This window comes from Solibacillus sp. FSL R7-0668, from assembly GCF_038006205.1.
GTDB lineage: Bacteria > Bacillota > Bacilli > Bacillales_A > Planococcaceae > Solibacillus.
In genome coordinates this window covers 2,389,813-2,409,353 of record NZ_JBBOUU010000001.1, presented here as the reverse complement: position 1 = coordinate 2,409,353, position 19,541 = coordinate 2,389,813, and the positions used below count along the sequence as shown (strand labels likewise).

18 protein-coding genes are annotated in these 19,541 nt (G+C 39.9%); all 18 read left to right on the top strand.

Annotation, left to right across the window (positions count from 1 at the left end; all coding sequences use genetic code 11):
- Positions 1-86 precede the first annotated feature (86 nt).
- The 18 genes from MKX47_RS11920 (at position 87) to MKX47_RS11835 (ending at position 19,539) form a co-directional block, all read left to right on the top strand.
- Positions 87-1,388: an NCS2 family permease gene (locus MKX47_RS11920; protein ID WP_340774385.1), complete on the top strand. Its 1,302-nt coding sequence runs from the start codon at positions 87-89 to the stop codon at positions 1,386-1,388.
- Positions 1,389-1,491: 103 nt separating this feature from the next.
- Positions 1,492-2,571, top strand: coding sequence for a mechanosensitive ion channel family protein (locus tag MKX47_RS11915; RefSeq protein ID WP_340774383.1), 1,080 nt, complete (start codon positions 1,492-1,494; stop codon positions 2,569-2,571).
- Positions 2,572-2,697: 126 nt separating this feature from the next.
- The gene (locus MKX47_RS11910; protein WP_340774381.1) at positions 2,698-3,099 is read left to right on the top strand and encodes an Asp23/Gls24 family envelope stress response protein; all 402 of its coding nucleotides are present in this window, start codon (positions 2,698-2,700) and stop codon (positions 3,097-3,099) included.
- A 150-nt stretch (positions 3,100-3,249) separates the two neighbouring features.
- On the top strand, positions 3,250-4,890 hold the full coding sequence (locus MKX47_RS11905) for a glycerol-3-phosphate dehydrogenase/oxidase (RefSeq protein WP_340774379.1): 1,641 nt from the start codon (positions 3,250-3,252) through the stop codon (positions 4,888-4,890).
- A gap of 43 nt (positions 4,891-4,933) precedes the next feature.
- A complete protein-coding gene (glpK, locus tag MKX47_RS11900; RefSeq protein WP_340774377.1) occupies positions 4,934-6,424 on the top strand; it encodes a glycerol kinase GlpK in 1,491 nt (496 codons plus the stop codon).
- A 79-nt stretch (positions 6,425-6,503) separates the two neighbouring features.
- Entirely contained in the window at positions 6,504-6,770 is a 267-nt protein-coding gene (locus tag MKX47_RS11895; protein WP_340774375.1) for an aminopeptidase, read from the top strand.
- A gap of 217 nt (positions 6,771-6,987) precedes the next feature.
- On the top strand, positions 6,988-7,374 hold the full coding sequence (gene nusB / locus MKX47_RS11890; RefSeq protein ID WP_340777803.1) for a transcription antitermination factor NusB: 387 nt from the start codon (positions 6,988-6,990) through the stop codon (positions 7,372-7,374).
- 139 nt (positions 7,375-7,513) lie between these two features.
- Positions 7,514-8,377, top strand: a complete 864-nt coding sequence (gene folD, locus MKX47_RS11885; protein ID WP_340774373.1) for a bifunctional methylenetetrahydrofolate dehydrogenase/methenyltetrahydrofolate cyclohydrolase FolD — start codon at positions 7,514-7,516, stop codon at positions 8,375-8,377.
- Positions 8,378-8,471: 94 nt separating this feature from the next.
- Positions 8,472-9,830, top strand: a complete 1,359-nt coding sequence (gene xseA / locus MKX47_RS11880; protein WP_340774371.1) for an exodeoxyribonuclease VII large subunit — start codon at positions 8,472-8,474, stop codon at positions 9,828-9,830.
- Positions 9,827-10,054 (top strand): exodeoxyribonuclease VII small subunit, encoded by a 228-nt coding sequence (locus MKX47_RS11875; protein WP_340774369.1) that lies wholly within the window; start codon positions 9,827-9,829, stop codon positions 10,052-10,054. Before xseA ends, MKX47_RS11875 begins: the two co-directional genes overlap by 4 nt.
- Positions 10,055-10,057: 3 nt before the next feature.
- Positions 10,058-10,942: a polyprenyl synthetase family protein gene (locus tag MKX47_RS11870; protein WP_340774366.1), complete on the top strand. Its 885-nt coding sequence runs from the start codon at positions 10,058-10,060 to the stop codon at positions 10,940-10,942.
- Between the two features lie 164 nt (positions 10,943-11,106).
- Positions 11,107-13,002: a 1-deoxy-D-xylulose-5-phosphate synthase gene (gene dxs, locus MKX47_RS11865; protein WP_340774362.1), complete on the top strand. Its 1,896-nt coding sequence runs from the start codon at positions 11,107-11,109 to the stop codon at positions 13,000-13,002.
- Between the two features lie 7 nt (positions 13,003-13,009).
- Positions 13,010-13,828, top strand: a complete 819-nt coding sequence (locus MKX47_RS11860) for a TlyA family RNA methyltransferase (protein ID WP_340774360.1) — start codon at positions 13,010-13,012, stop codon at positions 13,826-13,828.
- 233 nt (positions 13,829-14,061) lie between these two features.
- Complete coding sequence (ahrC, locus tag MKX47_RS11855) at positions 14,062-14,511, top strand: transcriptional regulator AhrC/ArgR (protein ID WP_340774358.1); 450 nt, start codon at positions 14,062-14,064, stop codon at positions 14,509-14,511.
- Between the two features lie 16 nt (positions 14,512-14,527).
- Positions 14,528-16,219, top strand: a complete 1,692-nt coding sequence (recN, locus tag MKX47_RS11850; protein WP_340774356.1) for a DNA repair protein RecN — start codon at positions 14,528-14,530, stop codon at positions 16,217-16,219.
- A gap of 122 nt (positions 16,220-16,341) precedes the next feature.
- Positions 16,342-17,265 carry a SpoIVB peptidase S55 domain-containing protein gene (locus MKX47_RS11845; protein WP_340774354.1) on the top strand — a complete coding sequence of 308 codons (924 nt, stop codon included), beginning with the start codon at positions 16,342-16,344 and terminating at the stop codon, positions 17,263-17,265.
- A gap of 282 nt (positions 17,266-17,547) precedes the next feature.
- On the top strand, positions 17,548-18,375 hold the full coding sequence (gene spo0A, locus MKX47_RS11840) for a sporulation transcription factor Spo0A (RefSeq protein ID WP_340777800.1): 828 nt from the start codon (positions 17,548-17,550) through the stop codon (positions 18,373-18,375).
- Positions 18,376-18,567: 192 nt separating this feature from the next.
- Positions 18,568-19,539, top strand: coding sequence for a tyrosine-type recombinase/integrase (locus MKX47_RS11835; RefSeq protein ID WP_445683613.1), 972 nt, complete (start codon positions 18,568-18,570; stop codon positions 19,537-19,539).
- Positions 19,540-19,541: the final 2 nt, after the last annotated feature.

Below are 19,541 nucleotides of genomic sequence, written 5' to 3'. Positions count from 1 at the left end.
TGGTAAATAGATTGCATTACATCTGAAAAACAAATACTATATTTGAGTTCTTAAATAATGTTCGTGTTTTGAAAGTAGGAATGAATATGTTTCAATTAAATGAAAATGGTACGACGGTAAAGCGTGAGTTATTCGCAGGGTTAACAACGTTTTTAACGATGGCGTATGTCATTATCGTTAATCCGATTATCTTAGCAGATGCAGGCGTGCCGATTGATCAAGTATTTATGGCGACAATTATTGCTGCGGTGATTGGTACAGGATGGATGGCATTGTGTGCGAATTATCCAATCGCGGTTGCACCGGGGATGGGGTTAAATGCTTATTTTACGTATACCGTTGTTTTAGCTTCAAATGGAGAAATTACGTATTTAACGGCCTTTTCAGCAGTATTTGTGGCGGGGTTAATCTTTATTTTAATCAGTTTGACACCGTTTCGTGAAAAATTAATTACAGCCATTCCAGAAAACTTAAAATTAGCCATTACAGCGGGTATTGGTTTATTTATCGCCTTTATTGGATTGCGTATGTCAGGTATCGTTGTTGCGAATGATTCAAACTTAGTGGCTCTAGGTAATATTGCAGAGCCTGCGACATTCCTTACGATTATTGGTTTATTTGTTACTGTTGCGTTAATGGCACGCAACGTAAATGGTGCCATCTTTATTGGGATGATTGTCACAGCGATTATTGCGATGCTGACGGGTCAACTAACGATTGAGAAAGTCGTGGCAATGCCGCATTTACCAGAGGGGATTTTAGTATTCAATCCAATGGATGCGATTCGTGAAGTGATTGAATACGGACTATATGGCGTTGTGTTTTCGTTTATTTTAGTAACGTTATTTGATACAACGGGGACGATGATTGGCGTTGCAAAGCAAGCAGGTTTGATGAAAAATGATAAGCTACCTCGTGCACGAAAAGCGCTATTATCAGATTCTTTAGCAACAACTATTGGTGCGATGTTTGGGACGAGCCCATCGACAGCTTATTTGGAATCAGGTTCTGGGGTTGCCGTTGGTGGTCGTACAGGACTAACTTCATTAACAGTAGCCGTATTATTTATTGTGGCGTCATTCTTTGGTCCGCTTGTTGGTTCGTTATCCGGTGTTGCTGCGATCACTTCTCCCGCGCTAATTATTGTAGGGAGTTTAATGATTGGTGTTGTGAAAAACATGAAGTGGGATGACATTGAAGATGCGTTCCCAGCATTTTTAGTTATTTTAACGATGCCACTCACTTCAAGTATTTCTACAGGGATTGCACTTGGCTTTATAAGCTATCCGCTTGTCATGATTTTTAAAGGACGTGCCCGTGATGTACATCCACTCGTTTATATTTTTGCATGTTTATTTGTATTACAACTTGTTTATATACCGCACTAATGAATTTACCACCTAAAAGCAAATTTTGGGTGGTTTTTAATGCTTTCCCTAGTCAAAACAAATTCCCACATGGTATGATTTTTTTCGCAATGTGAAAAAGTAGGTGAAGATTTTGTGGGATTCGATAAAATGGTTAATTCCAACCGTCCAAGTGCCAACGTGGACAGATGGGTTAGCCGCTTTACTAATTGTAATTGTTGGATTATTACTCATCCAATTTGTGATTCGACCAATTGTATTTAAATTCGCGCGGATGCTAGAAAAGCGTGGGCATCCGGTAATGAGTGATATAACGAAAAGTATTTTTCCTTCTATGCGTAATGCATTCATTTTCATTGTGCTTCTCGTTGCCTGCTCATCTTTAGTAGAGGTCGATTTGTTTGCGTATCCGAAATTACGTAATTTGATCGATTCGGTCTATGTGTACTTTGGATATAAAGCGCTTTATGATGTGCTGAGTTTTTATTTGAAAAATCCGGAGCGCTTTGAAACGGGGAAGGATCAGGATTTACTAACGCCCTTTTTCTTACGGATGAGCAAAGTGGTCGTAATGGTCATTGCGATGTTTACGATTGCATCGCTTTGGAACTTTAACTTAAATGGTTTCTTAACGGCGATTGGCTTAACAGGAGTTGCCCTTGCCTTTGGTATACGTGATACATTAGCGCATATATTTGGTGGTATGAGTGTCGTGCTCGATAAACCGTTTCAAATTGGAGATTGGGTCATGACGGGTGACGAAAAAATTGACGGTACCATTGAGGATATTAATTTACGAAGCACCCTCATTCAAACATCGGATAAAGGGCTCGTGTATGTGCCGAATTCCTATTTAGTGAACCGTCCAATCTATAATTTATCAAAGCGTACACAGCGTAAAGTGGAGCATTATTTATTTTTATCGACCGAGAATAGCGAAGAAAAACTGGTGCAATTGGTGGAAACCTTACGTGAACAAATTGCCTTACATCCGAAAACGCTCAAAACGGTTATCCATGTGGCGGTAGACGAAATCCGACCGAATGCATGCCGCTTGTTAATACGTTATTTTGTCAATACGAATGATACCGAGGTTATGCTGCAAGTGCGTCAGGATATATTATTTGTGGCGAAGCATTATTGCGAGGAATATGAAGTGATACAAGTTGATCCAGCACAGGCGCAATTTGACTGGCATGATTGATTACTTGGCTGTTATTTCGAAAAAAAGTGCGCTTTGAACCGACATGATGTAGGGAATTGTAGTATACTGAGCTTAGGTAACAGTAAGCCTTAATGATTAGTTTACATAAGAGAGGATGTTTGGAACATGGCAGAAAAACAACCAGTAGCATTTGTGCAGCCAACACCAGTTGGTAAAGAAGAGTTAGGTAAAATTGAAGTTGCACCAGAAGTGATCGAAGTCATTGCTGGGATCGCCACAACAGAGGTAGAGGGTGTGGCAGCAACGCGCGGCAACTTTACAACAGGTGTTGTTGAGCGTTTCGGTAAAAAGGTGCACTCAAAAGGTATTAAATCAGCAATGTCAGAAGAAGGCACGATTGTGATTGATGTATTTTGTACAGTGAAATACGGCTATGCGATTCCAAAAGTAGCAAAAGAAGTACAGTCAACGATTCGCCAAGCTATTTTAAATATGACAGCAATTGAAACAAGTGAAGTGAATATTCACGTGACAGGGATTCAATTCGAAACAGCAACAGCTGAATAAGTAAATAATCATCCTAAGAAGCCTTATTTCGTAGTTAAACGAAATAGGGCCTTTTTTCTTTCCAAATTTGGGCACAATAAGAGGTGTTTAAAAAAGGTCTTCAATAAGGGTATAGAAGAATGAGCTTTGTTTGGCAAGGAGGGAGAAAAGATGGTGAATTTTTCAGCAGCATCGCGCGAAAAAAGGCATCGCGCATTAAAAGAGCAGACATTTGATTTATTCATTATTGGTGGGGGAATTACAGGTGCGGGTATTGCATTAGACGCGGCATCTCGTGGTTTGAAGGTGGGTCTAGCGGAAATGCAAGATTTTGCAGCAGGCACGAGTAGCCGCTCAACCAAGCTCGTGCACGGTGGTTTACGCTATTTGAAGCAATTTGAAATGAAAGAAGTCGCACAGCTAGGGCGAGAGCGTGCGATTGTGTATGAAAATGGACCACATGTCACAACGCCTGTGTGGATGCTGTTACCCTTTCATAAAGGGGGAACATTCGGTGCGTTTTCAACTTCAATCGGCTTAAAAATTTATGATCTATTAGCCGGTGTTAAAAAGAGTGAGCGCCGCTTTATGCTTTCCGCGGATGAGACGATCGCGAGGGAACCGCTTCTAAAAAAGGAAAATCTACTTGGCGGTGGGATGTATGTGGAATACCGGACAGATGATGCGCGTTTAACGATTGAAGTACTGAAGGCAGCCGTTGCGAATGGGGCTATAGCACTCAATTATTTAAAGGTAAAGGGTATTCAAGCAAATAACCTAGCCTTTTCGAAAATCGAAGTGCAGGATCAATGGACGGGCGAAAATTATATCGTGAAAGCAAAAAAGGTGGTCAACGCAGCTGGACCTTGGGTAGATGAAGTACGGAAATTCCAACAGACAGATGATGAAAAACACTTAACGTTATCAAAAGGGGTGCATCTTGTGTTTGATGAAATGGATTTTCCCCTACAGCAAGCGATTTACTTTGATACGAAAGAGGATGGTCGGATGATTTTTGCCATTCCGCGTGACGGCAAAACCTATGTGGGGACAACGGATACATTTTTTGATGGCGACCCTTTGGATTTAACGGTAACATTAGAAGAAAGAAGGTACTTGATTGACGCTATTCACGATATGTTTCCTCATTTGAAGCTGACGCTAGAAAAGATTGAATCGGTTTGGGCGGGTGTGCGTCCGCTCATTCATCAAGAAGGGAAAGGCCCGTCTGAAATTTCACGTAAAGATGAAATATGGCAAGCAGAAAGTGGGTTAATCACGATTGCTGGTGGCAAATTGACCGGCTATCGAAAAATGGCTGAAAAAATTGTGGATCTCGTCGTCAAGCAGCTCAATCAAGAGTTCAATAAAAAATTTGGCCAATCCATTACGAAGCACTTACCGATTTCAGGCGGCGATATAAGTGGCGCGACATTTTTTGAAAGCTTTATTGAAAAGCGAACGATTATGGGGCAACAAATGGGTTTATCAGAAGAGCAAAGCCGATATTTAGCCAAATATTACGGTACAAATGTGGATAAGGTGTTTGCCTATGTCACGCAGGCGAAGGGTGATTTACCAGCGATTGTGTATGGTCAATTATACTATGCGATGAATGATGAATCAGCGAGTGCGGCAACGGATTTTTTCATTCGTAGAACAGGTGCGTTATATTTCAATATTCATTTGGTAGAGCAATTTAAAGGATTGGTAATAGAGGAAATGGCACGCTATTTATCATGGTCAAATCAGGAAAAGCAGCAGCAAATCGAGTGGCTCGAAAAAGCACTCAAAGATGTGAAAATCGTATAATATTTGTGATAAAGGTGCATGCGTTAGAAAAGGGGAGAGCTTCATGGAAAAATATATTATGGCATTAGACCAAGGAACGACAAGCTCACGGGCAATTTTATTTGATAAAAAGGGGGATGTCGCATTTTCCGCACAGCAGGAATTCAAACAGCATTTCCCAAAGTCAGGCTGGGTAGAGCATAATGCAAAGGAAATTTGGAGCTCTATTTTGTCGGTCATTGCGAAGGTGTTATCGGAAAATAATATACAGGCAACACAAATTGAAGGAATCGGCATTACGAATCAACGTGAAACAACCGTTGTCTGGGATAAAAAAACGGGAGAGCCTGTATATAATGCGATTGTTTGGCAATCACGTCAAACAATCGATATTTGCAATGACTTAAAAGACGCGGGTCATGACGATTTATTTCGAGCAAAAACAGGACTACTAATTGATGCTTACTTCTCGGGAACTAAGGTTAAATGGATTTTGGATCATGTAGAGGGAGCGCGTGAAAAAGCCGAAAAGGGGGACTTATTATTTGGCACAATTGATACGTGGATTATTTGGAAGCTGACAGACGGAGCGGTTCATGTAACAGACTATTCGAATGCCTCCCGTACATTAATGTTCAATATTCATGAGCTGAAATGGGACGAGGAGCTACTCGAAATCTTAACGGTTCCGGCATCGATGCTACCCGAAGTTCGTCCTTCTTCGGAAATTTATGGTGAACTGGCAGGCAAGCATTTATTTGGTCATCAAGTTCCGATTGCAGGGATTGCGGGAGATCAGCAGGCGGCATTATTTGGTCAAGGCTGCTACGAAAAAGGAATGGTGAAAAATACCTATGGCACCGGCTGCTTTATGCTAATGAACACGGGAGAGGAAGCGGTAAAATCAGAGCACGGTTTACTCACAACCATTGCATGGGGCTATGATGGAAAAGTGACCTATGCACTAGAAGGAAGTATTTTTGTTGCAGGCTCTGCGATTCAATGGCTTCGAGATGGGCTTCGTATGTTTCGAAAGGCGTCGGATAGTGAGGCATATGCGACAAGTGTAGCGGACTCAGATGGTGTTTTTGTAGTGCCAGCTTTTGTCGGGCTGGGTACGCCGTATTGGGATAGTGAGGTGCGCGGTGCTGTCTTTGGTTTAACGCGTGGTACAGCAAAGGAGCATTTCATTCGTGCGACCCTGGAATCTCTTGCATACCAAACGCGCGATGTATTAGCAGCAATGGAGTCAGATTCTAATCTCGATTTAAAAACGCTTCGAGTAGATGGTGGGGCAGTAATGAATGACTTTTTAATGCAGTTCCAATCCGATATTTTAAATGTGCCCGTAGAGCGCCCAGCCATTAATGAAACGACAGCACTAGGAGCCGCTTATTTGGCCGGCTTAGCAGTAGGCTTTTGGGACAATATCGAAGAAGTACAAAAGCATTGGCAGTTAAATCAACAATTCCAGCCTAAAATGGATGAAAAGAAGCGCGAGCAATTAGTTGAAGGCTGGCATAAAGCAGTAAAGGCGGCTCAGGTGTTTAAGTAACTAGCGCGAAAGTGAATAATTTGCGTATTTTACTTTTGTGCTATAATAGAAGCAATCTAGTTGAGGAGTATTTGACATTATGAGTAAAGATTTTATTCGCATTGCGAACGAACAAGACATGAAAGTAATTATTGCCTATTTCGAACAGGCATTAGCACATTATGAAGCAGTAGGAGAATTAATGGCGATGCAAGACATTAAATACTTTCTACACAATGTACGCCAATTCCAATTTGTCGTACTAAAAGAAACAAAAACCGAAACGACCTACCTTTTCGAGTTCCCTGAAACAACAGACGGCAAGCGCGAAACTGGTACGATTATCATTCCGCTTCAGAATAACTAGCTTCGAATAATTGCAGTGAAATCATTTGGCAGCACAAGAAAAAATTTGTACAAAAACGATTGTTTCATTTGAACGGTCGTTTTTTTTATGAACACATATTGGAGCCGTACTACTAATTGTTATTTGCGCGGAAAATTTTTCATTCAAGCTGTGCGATGACAATAAAAATATGCTATGATAAGAACTAATGCTACTTATGAAGGAGAGCTTTAAAGTGATGAAACGAACAGAAGCGCGACAAAAAGCGTTCCAAGCTTTGTTTCAGTTAGACAGCACAGAACTTACTATTGAAGAAGCAATTGGTCATGTTCTCGAGGAAGAACAAAAGTCAGATGCTTTTTTAAACAAATTAGTTCGTGGAACAACTGAAAATCAAGCGGAAATTGATGCAGCGCTAACAGAAAAGTTAGAAAAATGGACGCTGAGCCGTCTACCTAAAATTGAAAGAACGGTATTACGTTTAGCAGTGTACGAATTACTACATGAACAAGACACACCGAATAAAGTTGTGATGAACGAAGCGATCGAGCTATGCAAAACGTATGGCGATGAAAAATCAAGCAAATTTGTTAACGGTGTACTTTCGAAATTTACTGAGCAATAAAATCAATGTATTTACATCTATAAAGATTTACAATATATAAAAGATTTAGTTGGAAAGGTTATTATCGCGCAAAGGTGATTTTTTCTTTTGGACGGATGATAGCCCCCACATTGTCGTGATCACTGGAAGGAGTAACAACATGTCAAGTGCAATTATTAATGGTAAAGAAATTGGTCAAGAAATTCGAGGAGCAGTAGCAACTCGTGTAGAGGCATTAAAAGCGAAAGGTGTAACCCCAGGCTTAGCCGTTATTTTAGTAGGGGAAAACCCAGCTTCGAAAACATACGTAGCAAACAAGCAAAAATCTTGCGAGCAAATTGGTATGTTCTCAGAATTAATTAAACTACCAGAAGATATTTCAGAACAAGCTTTACTCGAACAAATTCGTGAATTAAACACACGTAGCGATATTCACGGTATCCTTGTACAGCTGCCATTACCAAAACATATTAATGAAGATGAGGTCATCCAAGCCATTTCACCAGAAAAGGATGTAGACGGCTTCTCACCAATTAGTGTTGGGAAAATGATGTTAGGACAAGATACGTACTTGCCATGTACACCTTATGGGGTGATGAAACTTTTAGAACACTCAGGAATTGAAATCGCAGGAAAACATGCGGTAATCGTAGGACGTAGCCATATCGTTGGGAAACCAATGGGGCAGTTACTATTACAAAAAGATGCAACGGTTACGTATACACATTCAAAAACACCGGACTTACCATCTTTCACAAAGCAAGCGGATATTTTAATCGCTGCGGTTGGTCGACCAAACTTCATTTCGAAAGAGCATATTAAAGAAGGCGCTGTCGTAATTGATGTGGGGATTAATCGTAACGAACAAAATAAATTAGTAGGCGACGTGAACTTTGCTGAAGCGAGCGAACTGGCTTCACATATTACACCAGTACCAGGTGGCGTAGGTCCAATGACAATTACAATGTTATTAGAAAACACTGTACAAGCAGCTGAAAAAGAGTTAGAACGTCAAGGGAAATAATCTAACTTCAAAAATCACGATTTTGATGTAGATCAAAATCGTGATTTTTAGCTTATAAACCAATTATTATTTGTACGTAAGGAGTGGTGGGCCATTGTCATCATCTAACTATTTATCGGTTAAAGCGCTAACAAAATATTTAAAACGAAAATTTGATGCCGACCCACATTTACGTGATGTTTATGTAACAGGTGAATTATCAAACGTTAAAATCCATAGCTCTGGTCATATTTATTTTACGTTAAAAGATGATAGCTCGCGCATTAATGCAACAATGTTCCGCAATCAGGCTGCGAAATTATCATTCAAGCCGGAAGAGGGAATGAAGGTCTTTATTCGCGGTGATGTCAACATATATGAAGCAAGCGGTGCCTATCAACTATATGCACAAACGATGGAGCCAGACGGAATTGGTGGACTATTTGTCGCGTTTAATCAGTTAAAGGAGCGCTTAGAAAAAGAAGGTTTATTTAACCCTAATTTTAAGCAGCCTATTCCACAATATCCGAAAACGATTGGGGTGCTGACAGCCACAACTGGCGCGGCGATACGTGATATTTGCACAACCATCACGCGACGCTACCCACAAGTCGAAATCTTAATCTATCCAACATTAGTACAGGGATCAGGCGCTGCACCGAATATTTCCGAAAATATTTACTTGGCCAACAGACAAGCACTTTGTGATGTGCTCATTGTTGGGCGTGGCGGTGGCTCGATTGAGGATTTATGGGCGTTCAATGAAGAGATTGTCGCACGGGCAATTTTTGAAAGCCGCATTCCAATCATCAGTGCGGTTGGACACGAAACGGATACAACGATTGCCGATTTTGTTGCCGACCTACGTGCACCAACACCAACTGCCGCAGCTGAGCTCGCTGTTCCGAATCAGCAAGAGCTATTTCAACGAATTTTGCAAAAGCAAACCTTTATGCATCAGGTCATGACATCGCGTTTAAATTTTGAGCGCAGTCGCTTAACTAAATTACAAAATTCTTATCCACTTGCAACACCTGAGCGATTATATCGTCCTTTTATAGAGAGACTTGCACAAGTGGATGCCAATTTACAAAATGCAACAAAGCTTTATTTATTGAATCAGCAGGCAAAACTACAATCCGTCGATAGTAAAATGAAGCTCTTTTCGCCGCAACATCAGCTACAGGCGGCAAAACAGCAATTACAGCATACGAATAACCAGCTACATCGGGCAATGAAGCAACAGCTCGCCCAAAATAAGCTAGCGTTCCAAAATCAGGTACGCATGCTAGAGGCATTAAATCCGCTCGCATTGATGAGCAAGGGGTTTAGTGTGGCATATAAGGATCAAAACGTAGTAAAATCAGTGCATGAGCTTAAAAAAGGGGATGTGGTGAATATGACATTCCAGGATGGTTTTGCAGAGGCCAAAATTGTCAAAACGCATGTGCAAAAGGAAGGGGAAGCGAAATGACAAAACCAACATTTGCAACAGCAATGACAGAATTAGAAGATGTTGTAAGAAAATTAGAGCAAGGGGACGTTCCATTAGAAGAAGCCATTGATCTTTATAAAAAGGGCATGGAACTTTCGAAGCTTTGCCATGATACGTTACAAAATGCGGAACAGCAATTAATTTCACTCGTTGGAGAAGATGGAGAAAAGAAGCCTTTCCAACAAGGAAACGGAGACGAATAGGGAATGGAAGCAACTTTAAAACAATTTATTGATGTAAATATACCTAAAATCGAAGAGACGATGTATCAGTTAGTCGAAAAAATTGAAGCACCAGCGCATTTGAAAGAGTCAATGCTCTATTCATTAAAGGCGGGCGGGAAGCGAATTCGTCCACTTTTTGTAGCGGCTGTATGTGAAGCGTATAATAAATCACTTGATGCAAGCTATATCGTTGGTTCGGCAGTTGAAATGATTCATACGTATTCACTGATTCACGATGATTTACCTTGCATGGACGATGATGATTTACGCCGTGGCAAGCCAACTAATCATGTTGTGTATGGAGAAGCACTGGCAACCTTAGCAGGCGATGCGTTAAACACCTTAGCATTTGGTGTTCTTGCACGTTTAGAAAATGTATCAGCCGAGCAAAAGCTAGAGCTCGTGCATTTATTAAGCGTGGCGGCGGGTGCCGAAGGAATGGTTGGCGGACAAATTTTAGATATGGATGGCGAAAAACGCTTGTTGAATTTACAAGAGCTTGAAACCGTACATGTTAATAAAACAGGTGCGATCCTCCGTTTTAGTATTGAAGCCGGCGCTGTGTTAGCTGGTGCAACTACAAAGGACCGTGAAGCACTTGTCGAATATGCACACCATATTGGCCTAGCATTCCAAATTCAAGATGATATTTTAGATATTGAGGGCACATCCGAGCAATTAGGAAAAACAGCAGGGAAAGATGTGGCAGCAGAAAAGAGTACATACCCTGCACTTCTAAAAGTAGATGGTGCGAAACAAAAATTGAATGAGCACTATAATTTTGCTGTGGAGGCATTACAAAAAGTAAGTATTGATACGTCATTATTACAGCAATTTGCCCAATATATTGTGAGACGTACTAACTAAAGTGTGTTAAACTTTTGTCTTGTGTTAGACATTGCTATAATAAGTAAAACTGTATAAGTTGGCCTGTGGAACTATAGAGAGTGGTTCAGGGAGAGGATTCTTCTGAAACCACTTAAATGAAAAAACACAACGGTGAATAAACTGATGAAAAGGTGTGTGTAGAGATGGATTTAACTAAAATTTCTAGTCCATCCTTTTTAAAAGACTTGAATAAAAAGCAACTGGAGGCACTAGCTGGAGATATCCGTGCCTTTTTAATCGAAAAATGCTCGAAAACAGGTGGTCATATTGGGCCGAATCTAGGTGTTGTCGAGTTAACGATTGCCTTGCATAAAGCTTTTAACAGTCCAAAGGATAAATTTTTGTGGGATGTTGGACATCAAGCGTATGTCCATAAAATTTTAACAGGCCGTGCCGATCAATTTGATACGCTACGCCAATTTAAAGGGCTATGTGGTTTCCCGAAGTTAGTTGAAAGTGACCATGATATGTGGGAAACCGGTCATAGTTCTACTTCACTATCTGCTGCAATGGGTATGGCAGCTGCACGTGATATAAAAGGTGAAAGCAATTTTGTTGTACCGATTATTGGTGATGGTGCGTTAACGGGTGGTATGGCATTAGAGGCGTTAAATCATATTGGGCATGAAAAAACAAATATGATTGCGATTTTAAACGACAACGAAATGTCCATCGCACCGAATGTAGGCGCGCTTCATGATGTATTAGGTCGTCTGCGCACAGCGAAGGAATATTCTCGTGCAAAAGAAGATTTAGAATCATTAATGCACAAAATCCCTGTTGTTGGTGATAAATTAGCAGCAACGGCTGAACGTGTAAAGGATAGCTTAAAATATTTAGTCGTTTCAGGTGTGTTTTTTGAGGAAATGGGCTTTAAATATTTAGGTCCCATTGATGGACATGATTTTGAGGCGCTCGAAAAAACATTAGAATATGCGAAAAAAGTTAAAGGGCCGGTATTAGTACATGTACTGACGAAAAAAGGTAAGGGCTACAAACCAGCTGAAGACGATACAGTAGGAACATGGCATGGTACGGGTCCATATAAAATGGAAACAGGTGCCTTTGTTAAGTCCGCTACGAAAGGACCAGCATGGAGTAGCTTAGTCGCCGAATCGGTGCGCAAATGTATGGTAGAAGATGAGCGTATTGCAACGATTACACCAGCAATGCCAGTCGGTTCAAAATTAGAGGGGATTCAAAAAGACTTCCCAAATCGCTTCTTTGATGTAGGGATTGCAGAGCAGCACGCAACAACAATGGCAGCAGGTCTTGCAACACAAAACATGAAGCCATTTTTAGCGATCTATTCCACATTCCTGCAACGTGCATATGACCAAGTGCTCCATGATATCGCGCGACCGAAATTAAACGTCTTCATCGGTATTGACCGAGCAGGCTTAGTTGGCGCAGATGGTGAAACACATCAAGGCGTATTTGATATTTCATTCCTTCGTCATATTCCAAATATGGTCTTAATGATGCCAAAGGATGAAAATGAAGGTCAGCACATGGTCAAAACGGCGCTCGAATATAATGATGGTCCTATCGCAATGCGCTATCCGCGTGGTAATGGCTTAGGCGTTGAAATGGATGTAGAAATGAAGGCTTTACCAATTGGTTCATGGGAAGTAATACGTGAAGGTAACGACGCTGTTATTTTAACATTTGGTACAACAATTGGTATGGCACTGGATGCAGCCGAGCAATTAGCCGAGCAAGGTATTTCTGTAAGAGTAGTAAATGCTCGTTTCATTAAGCCAATGGACGAAGCGATGCTACATGACATTATGAAGTCAGAATTGCCGATTTTAACGATTGAAGAATCCATGCTACAAGGTGGCTTTGGTAGCGCGGTAATAGAATTTGCATTTGATCATGGCTACCGTAATATCAACTTAGATCGCATCGGTATTCCAGATGAATTTATTGAGCACGGTGAAGTAGACCTATTACTTGCAGAAATTCATGTAACAGCAGATGAAGCGGTAAAGCGTATAACAAAGCTTGTACCGAAAAAACAGTCAGGTAGGGTTTAAAAGACAAATGACAAAACAACCGAAAGAACGTGTGGACGTATTACTTGTAGAGCGTGGCCTTTGTGAAACGCGTGAAAAAGCAAAGCGCTCCATTATGGCGGGGCTCGTATTTTCCAATGAAATTCGCATTGACAAAGCAGGCGAAAAAATTGCGATCGATGCACCGTTACAAGTAAAGGGTTCCGATTTAAAATATGTATCTCGTGGTGGCCTCAAGCTAGAAAAGGCACTGCAAATTTTTAATATGTCTGTAGATGGTAAGCTCATGCTTGATATTGGCTCATCTACAGGTGGCTTTACGGACTGTGCCTTGCAAAATGGTGCACGTCATTGCTACGCTTTAGATGTTGGCTCGAATCAATTAGCATGGAAAATTCGTTCGGATGAGCGAGTAACCGTAATGGAAAAAACCAATTTCCGGTATACAAAACCAGAAGACTTGGTAGAAGGGCTTCCGAATTTTGCGACAATCGACGTGTCATTCATATCACTGGCGTTAATTTTACCTGTATTGAAAACGGTATTAATGCCTGGTGGGGATGTGATGGCGCTTGTGAAGCCGCAATTTGAAGCAGGACGTGAAAATGTCGGCAAAAAGGGCATTGTCCGCGATCCGAAAGTACATTTAGCCGTATTAGAAGAAACGGCAAAAATGGCGAGTGAAGTAGGCTTTGTTGTAAAGGATGCTTCATTTTCACCTATTACAGGTGGGGAGGGGAATATTGAGTTTTTATTCCATCTTTACAACCCACATGAGGGCGAAGAAGTAGCGGCATTTACAGAGTTTGAGCGCATTGTCAAAGAAGCACATGAGCTATTAAAATAACAAAAACGCAAAACAAGGGTAATCCTTTGTTTTGCGTTTTTTTAATATCATTATTCATTAAGGAAGTAGTCTTAACGATATAAAATAATCGGCATATTGGATGGTGGGGGCTTCGGTGGAAGTTGGTAATAAGGTATTTTTGAACATATGTACGGTTTTATCTTGTATTTCTTTTATGCAAATGGTAGTGTAATTATACATAGATTATTAAATACTTTGATGAGGTGACATTTGTGAATAAAGGACAACGCCATATTCGCATTCGCGATATTATTACAAATAATGAGATTGAGACACAGGACGACCTAGTCGATCAGCTAAAAAGCGCAGGCTATAATGTGACACAGGCAACGGTATCTCGTGATATTAAAGAATTGCATTTAGTGAAGGTGCCGCTACAGGATGGTCGTTATAAATATAGCTTACCAGCAGATCAGCGTTTTAATCCGATTCAAAAATTACATCGCTTGCTTGCGGATGCATTTGTGTCAATGGATGGAGCCTCACATTTTTTAGTAATGAAAACATTGCCAGGGAATGCGAACGCGATTGGCTCATTATTAGACCATTTAGATTGGACAGAAGTGCTCGGGACGATTTGTGGGGACGATACGATTTTAATTTTGTGTCGTACGGAAAACGACCGAGAAGAAATTAAAAATCGCTTATTAGATATGCTATAAACCGAGGTGGAAACGATTGTTAAAAGAACTTAGCATTCGAAACTTTGCAATTATTGATGATTTAACTGTTAGCTTTTCAGAAGGCTTAACTGTTTTAACAGGTGAAACAGGTGCAGGAAAATCGATTATTATTGATGCTGTCCATATTTTAGCTGGCGGCCGTGGCTCTACGGAGTTTATTCGCCATGGTGAAAAAAAGGCCGAATTAGGTGGTCATTTTGAGATTAGTAGTGAAAGCCATCCGATTTATTTAAAGCTAGAAGAACATGGCATCGATGTAGAAGAAGGATCAATTATTTTACGCCGAGACTTAAATGAATCTGGTAAAAGCATTTGTCGAGTGAATGGCAAGCTTGTGCCACTGTCCGTTTTACGCGAAATTGGTGGCAGCTTAATTGATATTCATGGTCAGCATGAAAATCAAGAATTAATGGATGAAAAATTCCATATTCAATTATTAGACCAATTTGCTCATCATGATTTAAAGTCAATTAAAGCAAGCTATGATGACGCGTATGATTCATATCGTCAATTAAAGCGAGAAGTGTCCGAATTAAGTATTGATGAGCAACGTGCTGCACAGCGTATTGATTTATATCAATTTCAAATTCAAGAGCTCGAACAGGCTGCACTGCGCGTAGATGAAGAAGAAGCGCTTTCTGAAGAACGGACACGCCTCATGAATTTCCATAAAATTTTTGAGCGGGCGAATCTTGCATATGAAGCGATTTCTGGTGAGGGCAATGGCTTAGATTATATCGGAAATGCGATGAATGCCTTAGAGGATATTATGCGCCTTGATTCGATGTTTAAGGAATCCTCAGAAGTTGTAACGTCAAGTTTTTATGCACTACAGGATGCAGCTTATCAAGTGAAAAGTGCATTAGATGACCTAGAGTATGATGCCGAACGTTTAAACGAAGTCGAACAGCGTCTGGCGCTTTACCAAAATATGAAACGTAAATACGGGACGACGGTCGAAGAAATTCTTGCTTACTACGAAAAGATTGAAGAAGAGCTAGGCCAATTGCTAAATCGTGATGAAGCGGTGCAAAAAAATGAACAATTATTGGCGCAGATGGAAGAAAATTTAAATGACTTAGCCAAGCAATTAACGGACGTTCGTAAGCAAAATGCACTGAAGCTAAGTGAAGCGATTATGAATGAATTGCGCATGTTACATATGGAAAAAGCGCAATTTATCGTGAACTTTGAACAGCTGGACCACTTTGATGCAAATGGTAAGGATTATGTAGCCTTTTATATTTCGACAAACGTCGGAGAGCCGCCAAAGTCTTTACCGAAAGTTGCATCAGGCGGAGAATTATCACGTATGATGCTTGCATTAAAGACGATTTTCTCTTCGTCAAATGGTATTACATCCATCATTTTCGACGAGGTAGATACCGGCGTAAGTGGTCGTGTGGCACAGGCAATTGCCGAAAAGATTGCAGCCATTTCAATCAATTCCCAAGTGCTTTGTATTTCTCATTTACCTCAAGTAGCCGCGATGGCCGATTATCAATATTACATTAAAAAGCAGGTAGAACATGACCGTACCTTTACAACGATTACGGAAATGGAGCAGCATGAACGTATTGAGGAAATTAGTCGTATGATGAGCGGTGCAGAAATAACGGACTTAACGTTACAGCATGCCTCAGAATTACTTCAATTGGCAAATGAGCGCAAAACCGCAATGAAGTAATGGAAAGAGAAGTCTGTTAAATTAGACTTCTCTTTTTAAATTTCAATTACTATTCAAACAAAATTTTACCGTTCATAATTCTGTAACAGCTCCACATAGTAAAGGTATCGAGGAGGTGAGTTATGAAGGCAAAATGGTCCATTGTTGTGATGCTTTTTTTGATCTGTATTCCACTACAAGTAAGCGCAAAGCAGCTGATTCCAATGGGGCATTCCATTGGCGTTCAGTTAGAAATGCCTTACGTCTATGTGTCGCATGATGTACTGCTTGAATCGGGGGAATGGTTAAAGCAAGGAGATCGAATTACAGAAATAAACGGAAAAACGGTAGCAAATCTGGAACAATTTTTTGAGTATGAACAAGCGCAAATAACGGTTGAAAATGCTGAACAATCACGTGACTTGAACGTGACGAAGCAGCAATTACAGCGCTTGAAACCATTCGTGAAAAACGCGACGGATGGTGTAGGTACGTTAACTTATATCGACCCGAATACACTAGAATATGGTGCATTAGGTCATCAAATTATTGATTCCACGTTAAAGCAACCGCCAACATTCAACAACGGTGCCATTTTTGAGGCATCCATCTCACAAGTGAAAAAAAGCATCCCCGGTCAACCAGGCTATAAAGTGTCTGTTGTCGATAAAGCAACAACACCTTTAGGAACAGTCAATAGTAATGAGTTATACGGTATATTTGGACATTGGGAGCAGCCTTTACTAGAAAGTTTGCATCAGCCGCTTGAAATTATGCATAAAGGTCAATTAAAGAAAGGAACCGCTCAATTGCTGACGGCGATTGATGGCGAAAAAATTGAAACATTCGATATCGAAATTGATGAAATTTCAGATACGACATTTACGTTTCAAGTTTCAGACAAGCGATTAATTCGCGAAACGGGTGGCATTATTCAAGGCATGAGCGGTAGTCCAATTATACAAAATAACCAATTTGTTGGGGCAATTACTCATATGTTTGTCGAACAGCCGACAAAAGGAGCAGGAATCCTTGTTATCGAAATGCTGAAAAAAAGCCCTAGTTAGTAACTATTTGACTATACTTTGCGTAAAAGTATAGTCTTTTTTTACTTTTCTTAATAAAATAATACATAAAGATCATTCGACAAAACCGGTTCCATCTAAATCTATGTCGATTTAAAGAGAAAATATACTACTAGATACTCATTTTTACCGAATAAAAAGGATTTTTTTGGATTATGTCGAAACCTCATTAAATGTCAAAACATAACTAAAACTGCACACAAATGTTTAGGCACAAAGTGGAAACGATGGCGAATCATTGTTATGATTAAAGTGAAAATGAAAATGAAGAGCGATTTTGACAAATTTAAAGGGGGATTTTGTTTGACAAAGGTGAAGATTGCGATTGCAGATGACAATCGTGAATTAGTAAAGATGATGGAAACCTATTTTGCTAACCATGATCAAATTGAAGTTGTTGCTACTGCTGCTAATGGAAAAATGTGTATTAAAATGTTAGAAGAGCATACAGTTGACGTATTATTATTAGACATTATTATGCCACATTTAGATGGCTTAGCCGTTTTAGAAGCCCTATATAACGATGATCAACGTGACCATCCACAAGTCATCATGCTGACAGCTTTCGGTCAAGAAGATGTGATGAAACAAGCTGTGAACTTTGGTGCATCTTACTTCATGCTAAAGCCATTTGAATTTGAGCAACTTGTTCAAAAGATTTTGCATTGTGCGAATAAAACATTAGAGGTAGAAAAGCGTCCGGCTGGCAAGGTTTCAACGGGAGCAAAAATCGATCAGCGTCAGCTTGATTCAACAATTACCGCGATTATTAAAGAAATCGGCGTACCGGCTCATATTAAAGGCTATGCCTATTTACGTGAAGCTATTCAAATGGTGTATTTCGACATTGAATTATTAAGCTCGGTAACGAAAATTTTATACCCAGAAATCGCGAAAAAATTCAATACAACCTCTTCCCGTGTCGAACGTGCGATTCGTCATGCTATTGAGGTGGCATGGAATCGTGGTAGCTATGAGAACATTTCAGAATTATTTGGCTACACCGTGCACCATATGAAGTCAAAACCGACCAACTCAGAGTTCATCGCCATGATTGCTGATAAGATTCGTATTGAGATGGTGGCGAGTTAAACGTTGGTGTGAGTGGGTTTGTAAGTGATTGGTATAAATTGCTATTCTAAGTATTAAGCAATAAACTACCTTTTGAGGGCTATAATTAACTAAATTAATAAGCGTGAATAATAAGCGCACTTTTATTTATTAGGTTTACAAAAAACTAGTAAATGGAGGTGTGCTTTTTTGTGTGCAAACATTGATAGTAAAATTACTGAATTAGATTTACAGATAGATAATTTCATGCTCTATTGCGATGCGAAACATTTATCTGTAAAAACTTTAAAAAGTTATGAGCAAACGTTAACACTGTTCAAAAATTATTTAGTACAGGAATTAAATATTGATGATGCTGCAAAAGTAAAGTCATCGCATATTAGACGCTACATTCAATATTTACGTGAGCGTGGCAAATACACTGTAACGGCTCGAGATAAGACGTTAGAAATAAACTATCCCGAGCGTAGAGATGACTTTAAAAAGCCTATATCAGATACCACAATAGCGAATTACACAAGGAATATTAAAGTGTTCTTTAACTTCTTGAAGAAGGAACGTGAGATTAAAGATAACCCAATGGACAATGTAGACAAAATTAAACCGAAACGTAAGCAGAAACAATTGCTAACAGATGCGGAATTAAAAATGTTCTTCAATTCATTTAATTTAACTTTATTCCATGAGTACCGCACATGGATACAACTTAGATTAATCCTTGATACAGGCATTAGAGCAAGTGAATGTTGTTCATTAATGCCCGAGGATGTTGACTTTAAAACAAAAGCGATTCTGATTCGTAATTCTAAAAATGGTCATGAGCGTTATGTATATTTTGGTCATAAATTATCAGTCGAATTGAAACGTTGGTTTTATCATCGAGACAGATATAGTGATAGTCCATATCTATTCCCAACGTCAAGAGGTACGCAATTATCCGTAACAAACTTTGAATCCACTGTAAGACGTAAAGGGAGAGCCGTAGAATTACATGTTCATCCCCACCTACTTAGAAATAACTTTGCAAAATATTACTTATTGAACAATGGTGACTTTGCAACGCTATCTAGGATTCTAGGACATGCTTCAGTAGAAACAACAATGAAAGCCTATTTAGACTTTAGTGATAGGGAAATTGGACGTAAGTATCAGAAACACAGCCCATTAAATAATCTTGAAATTTGAGG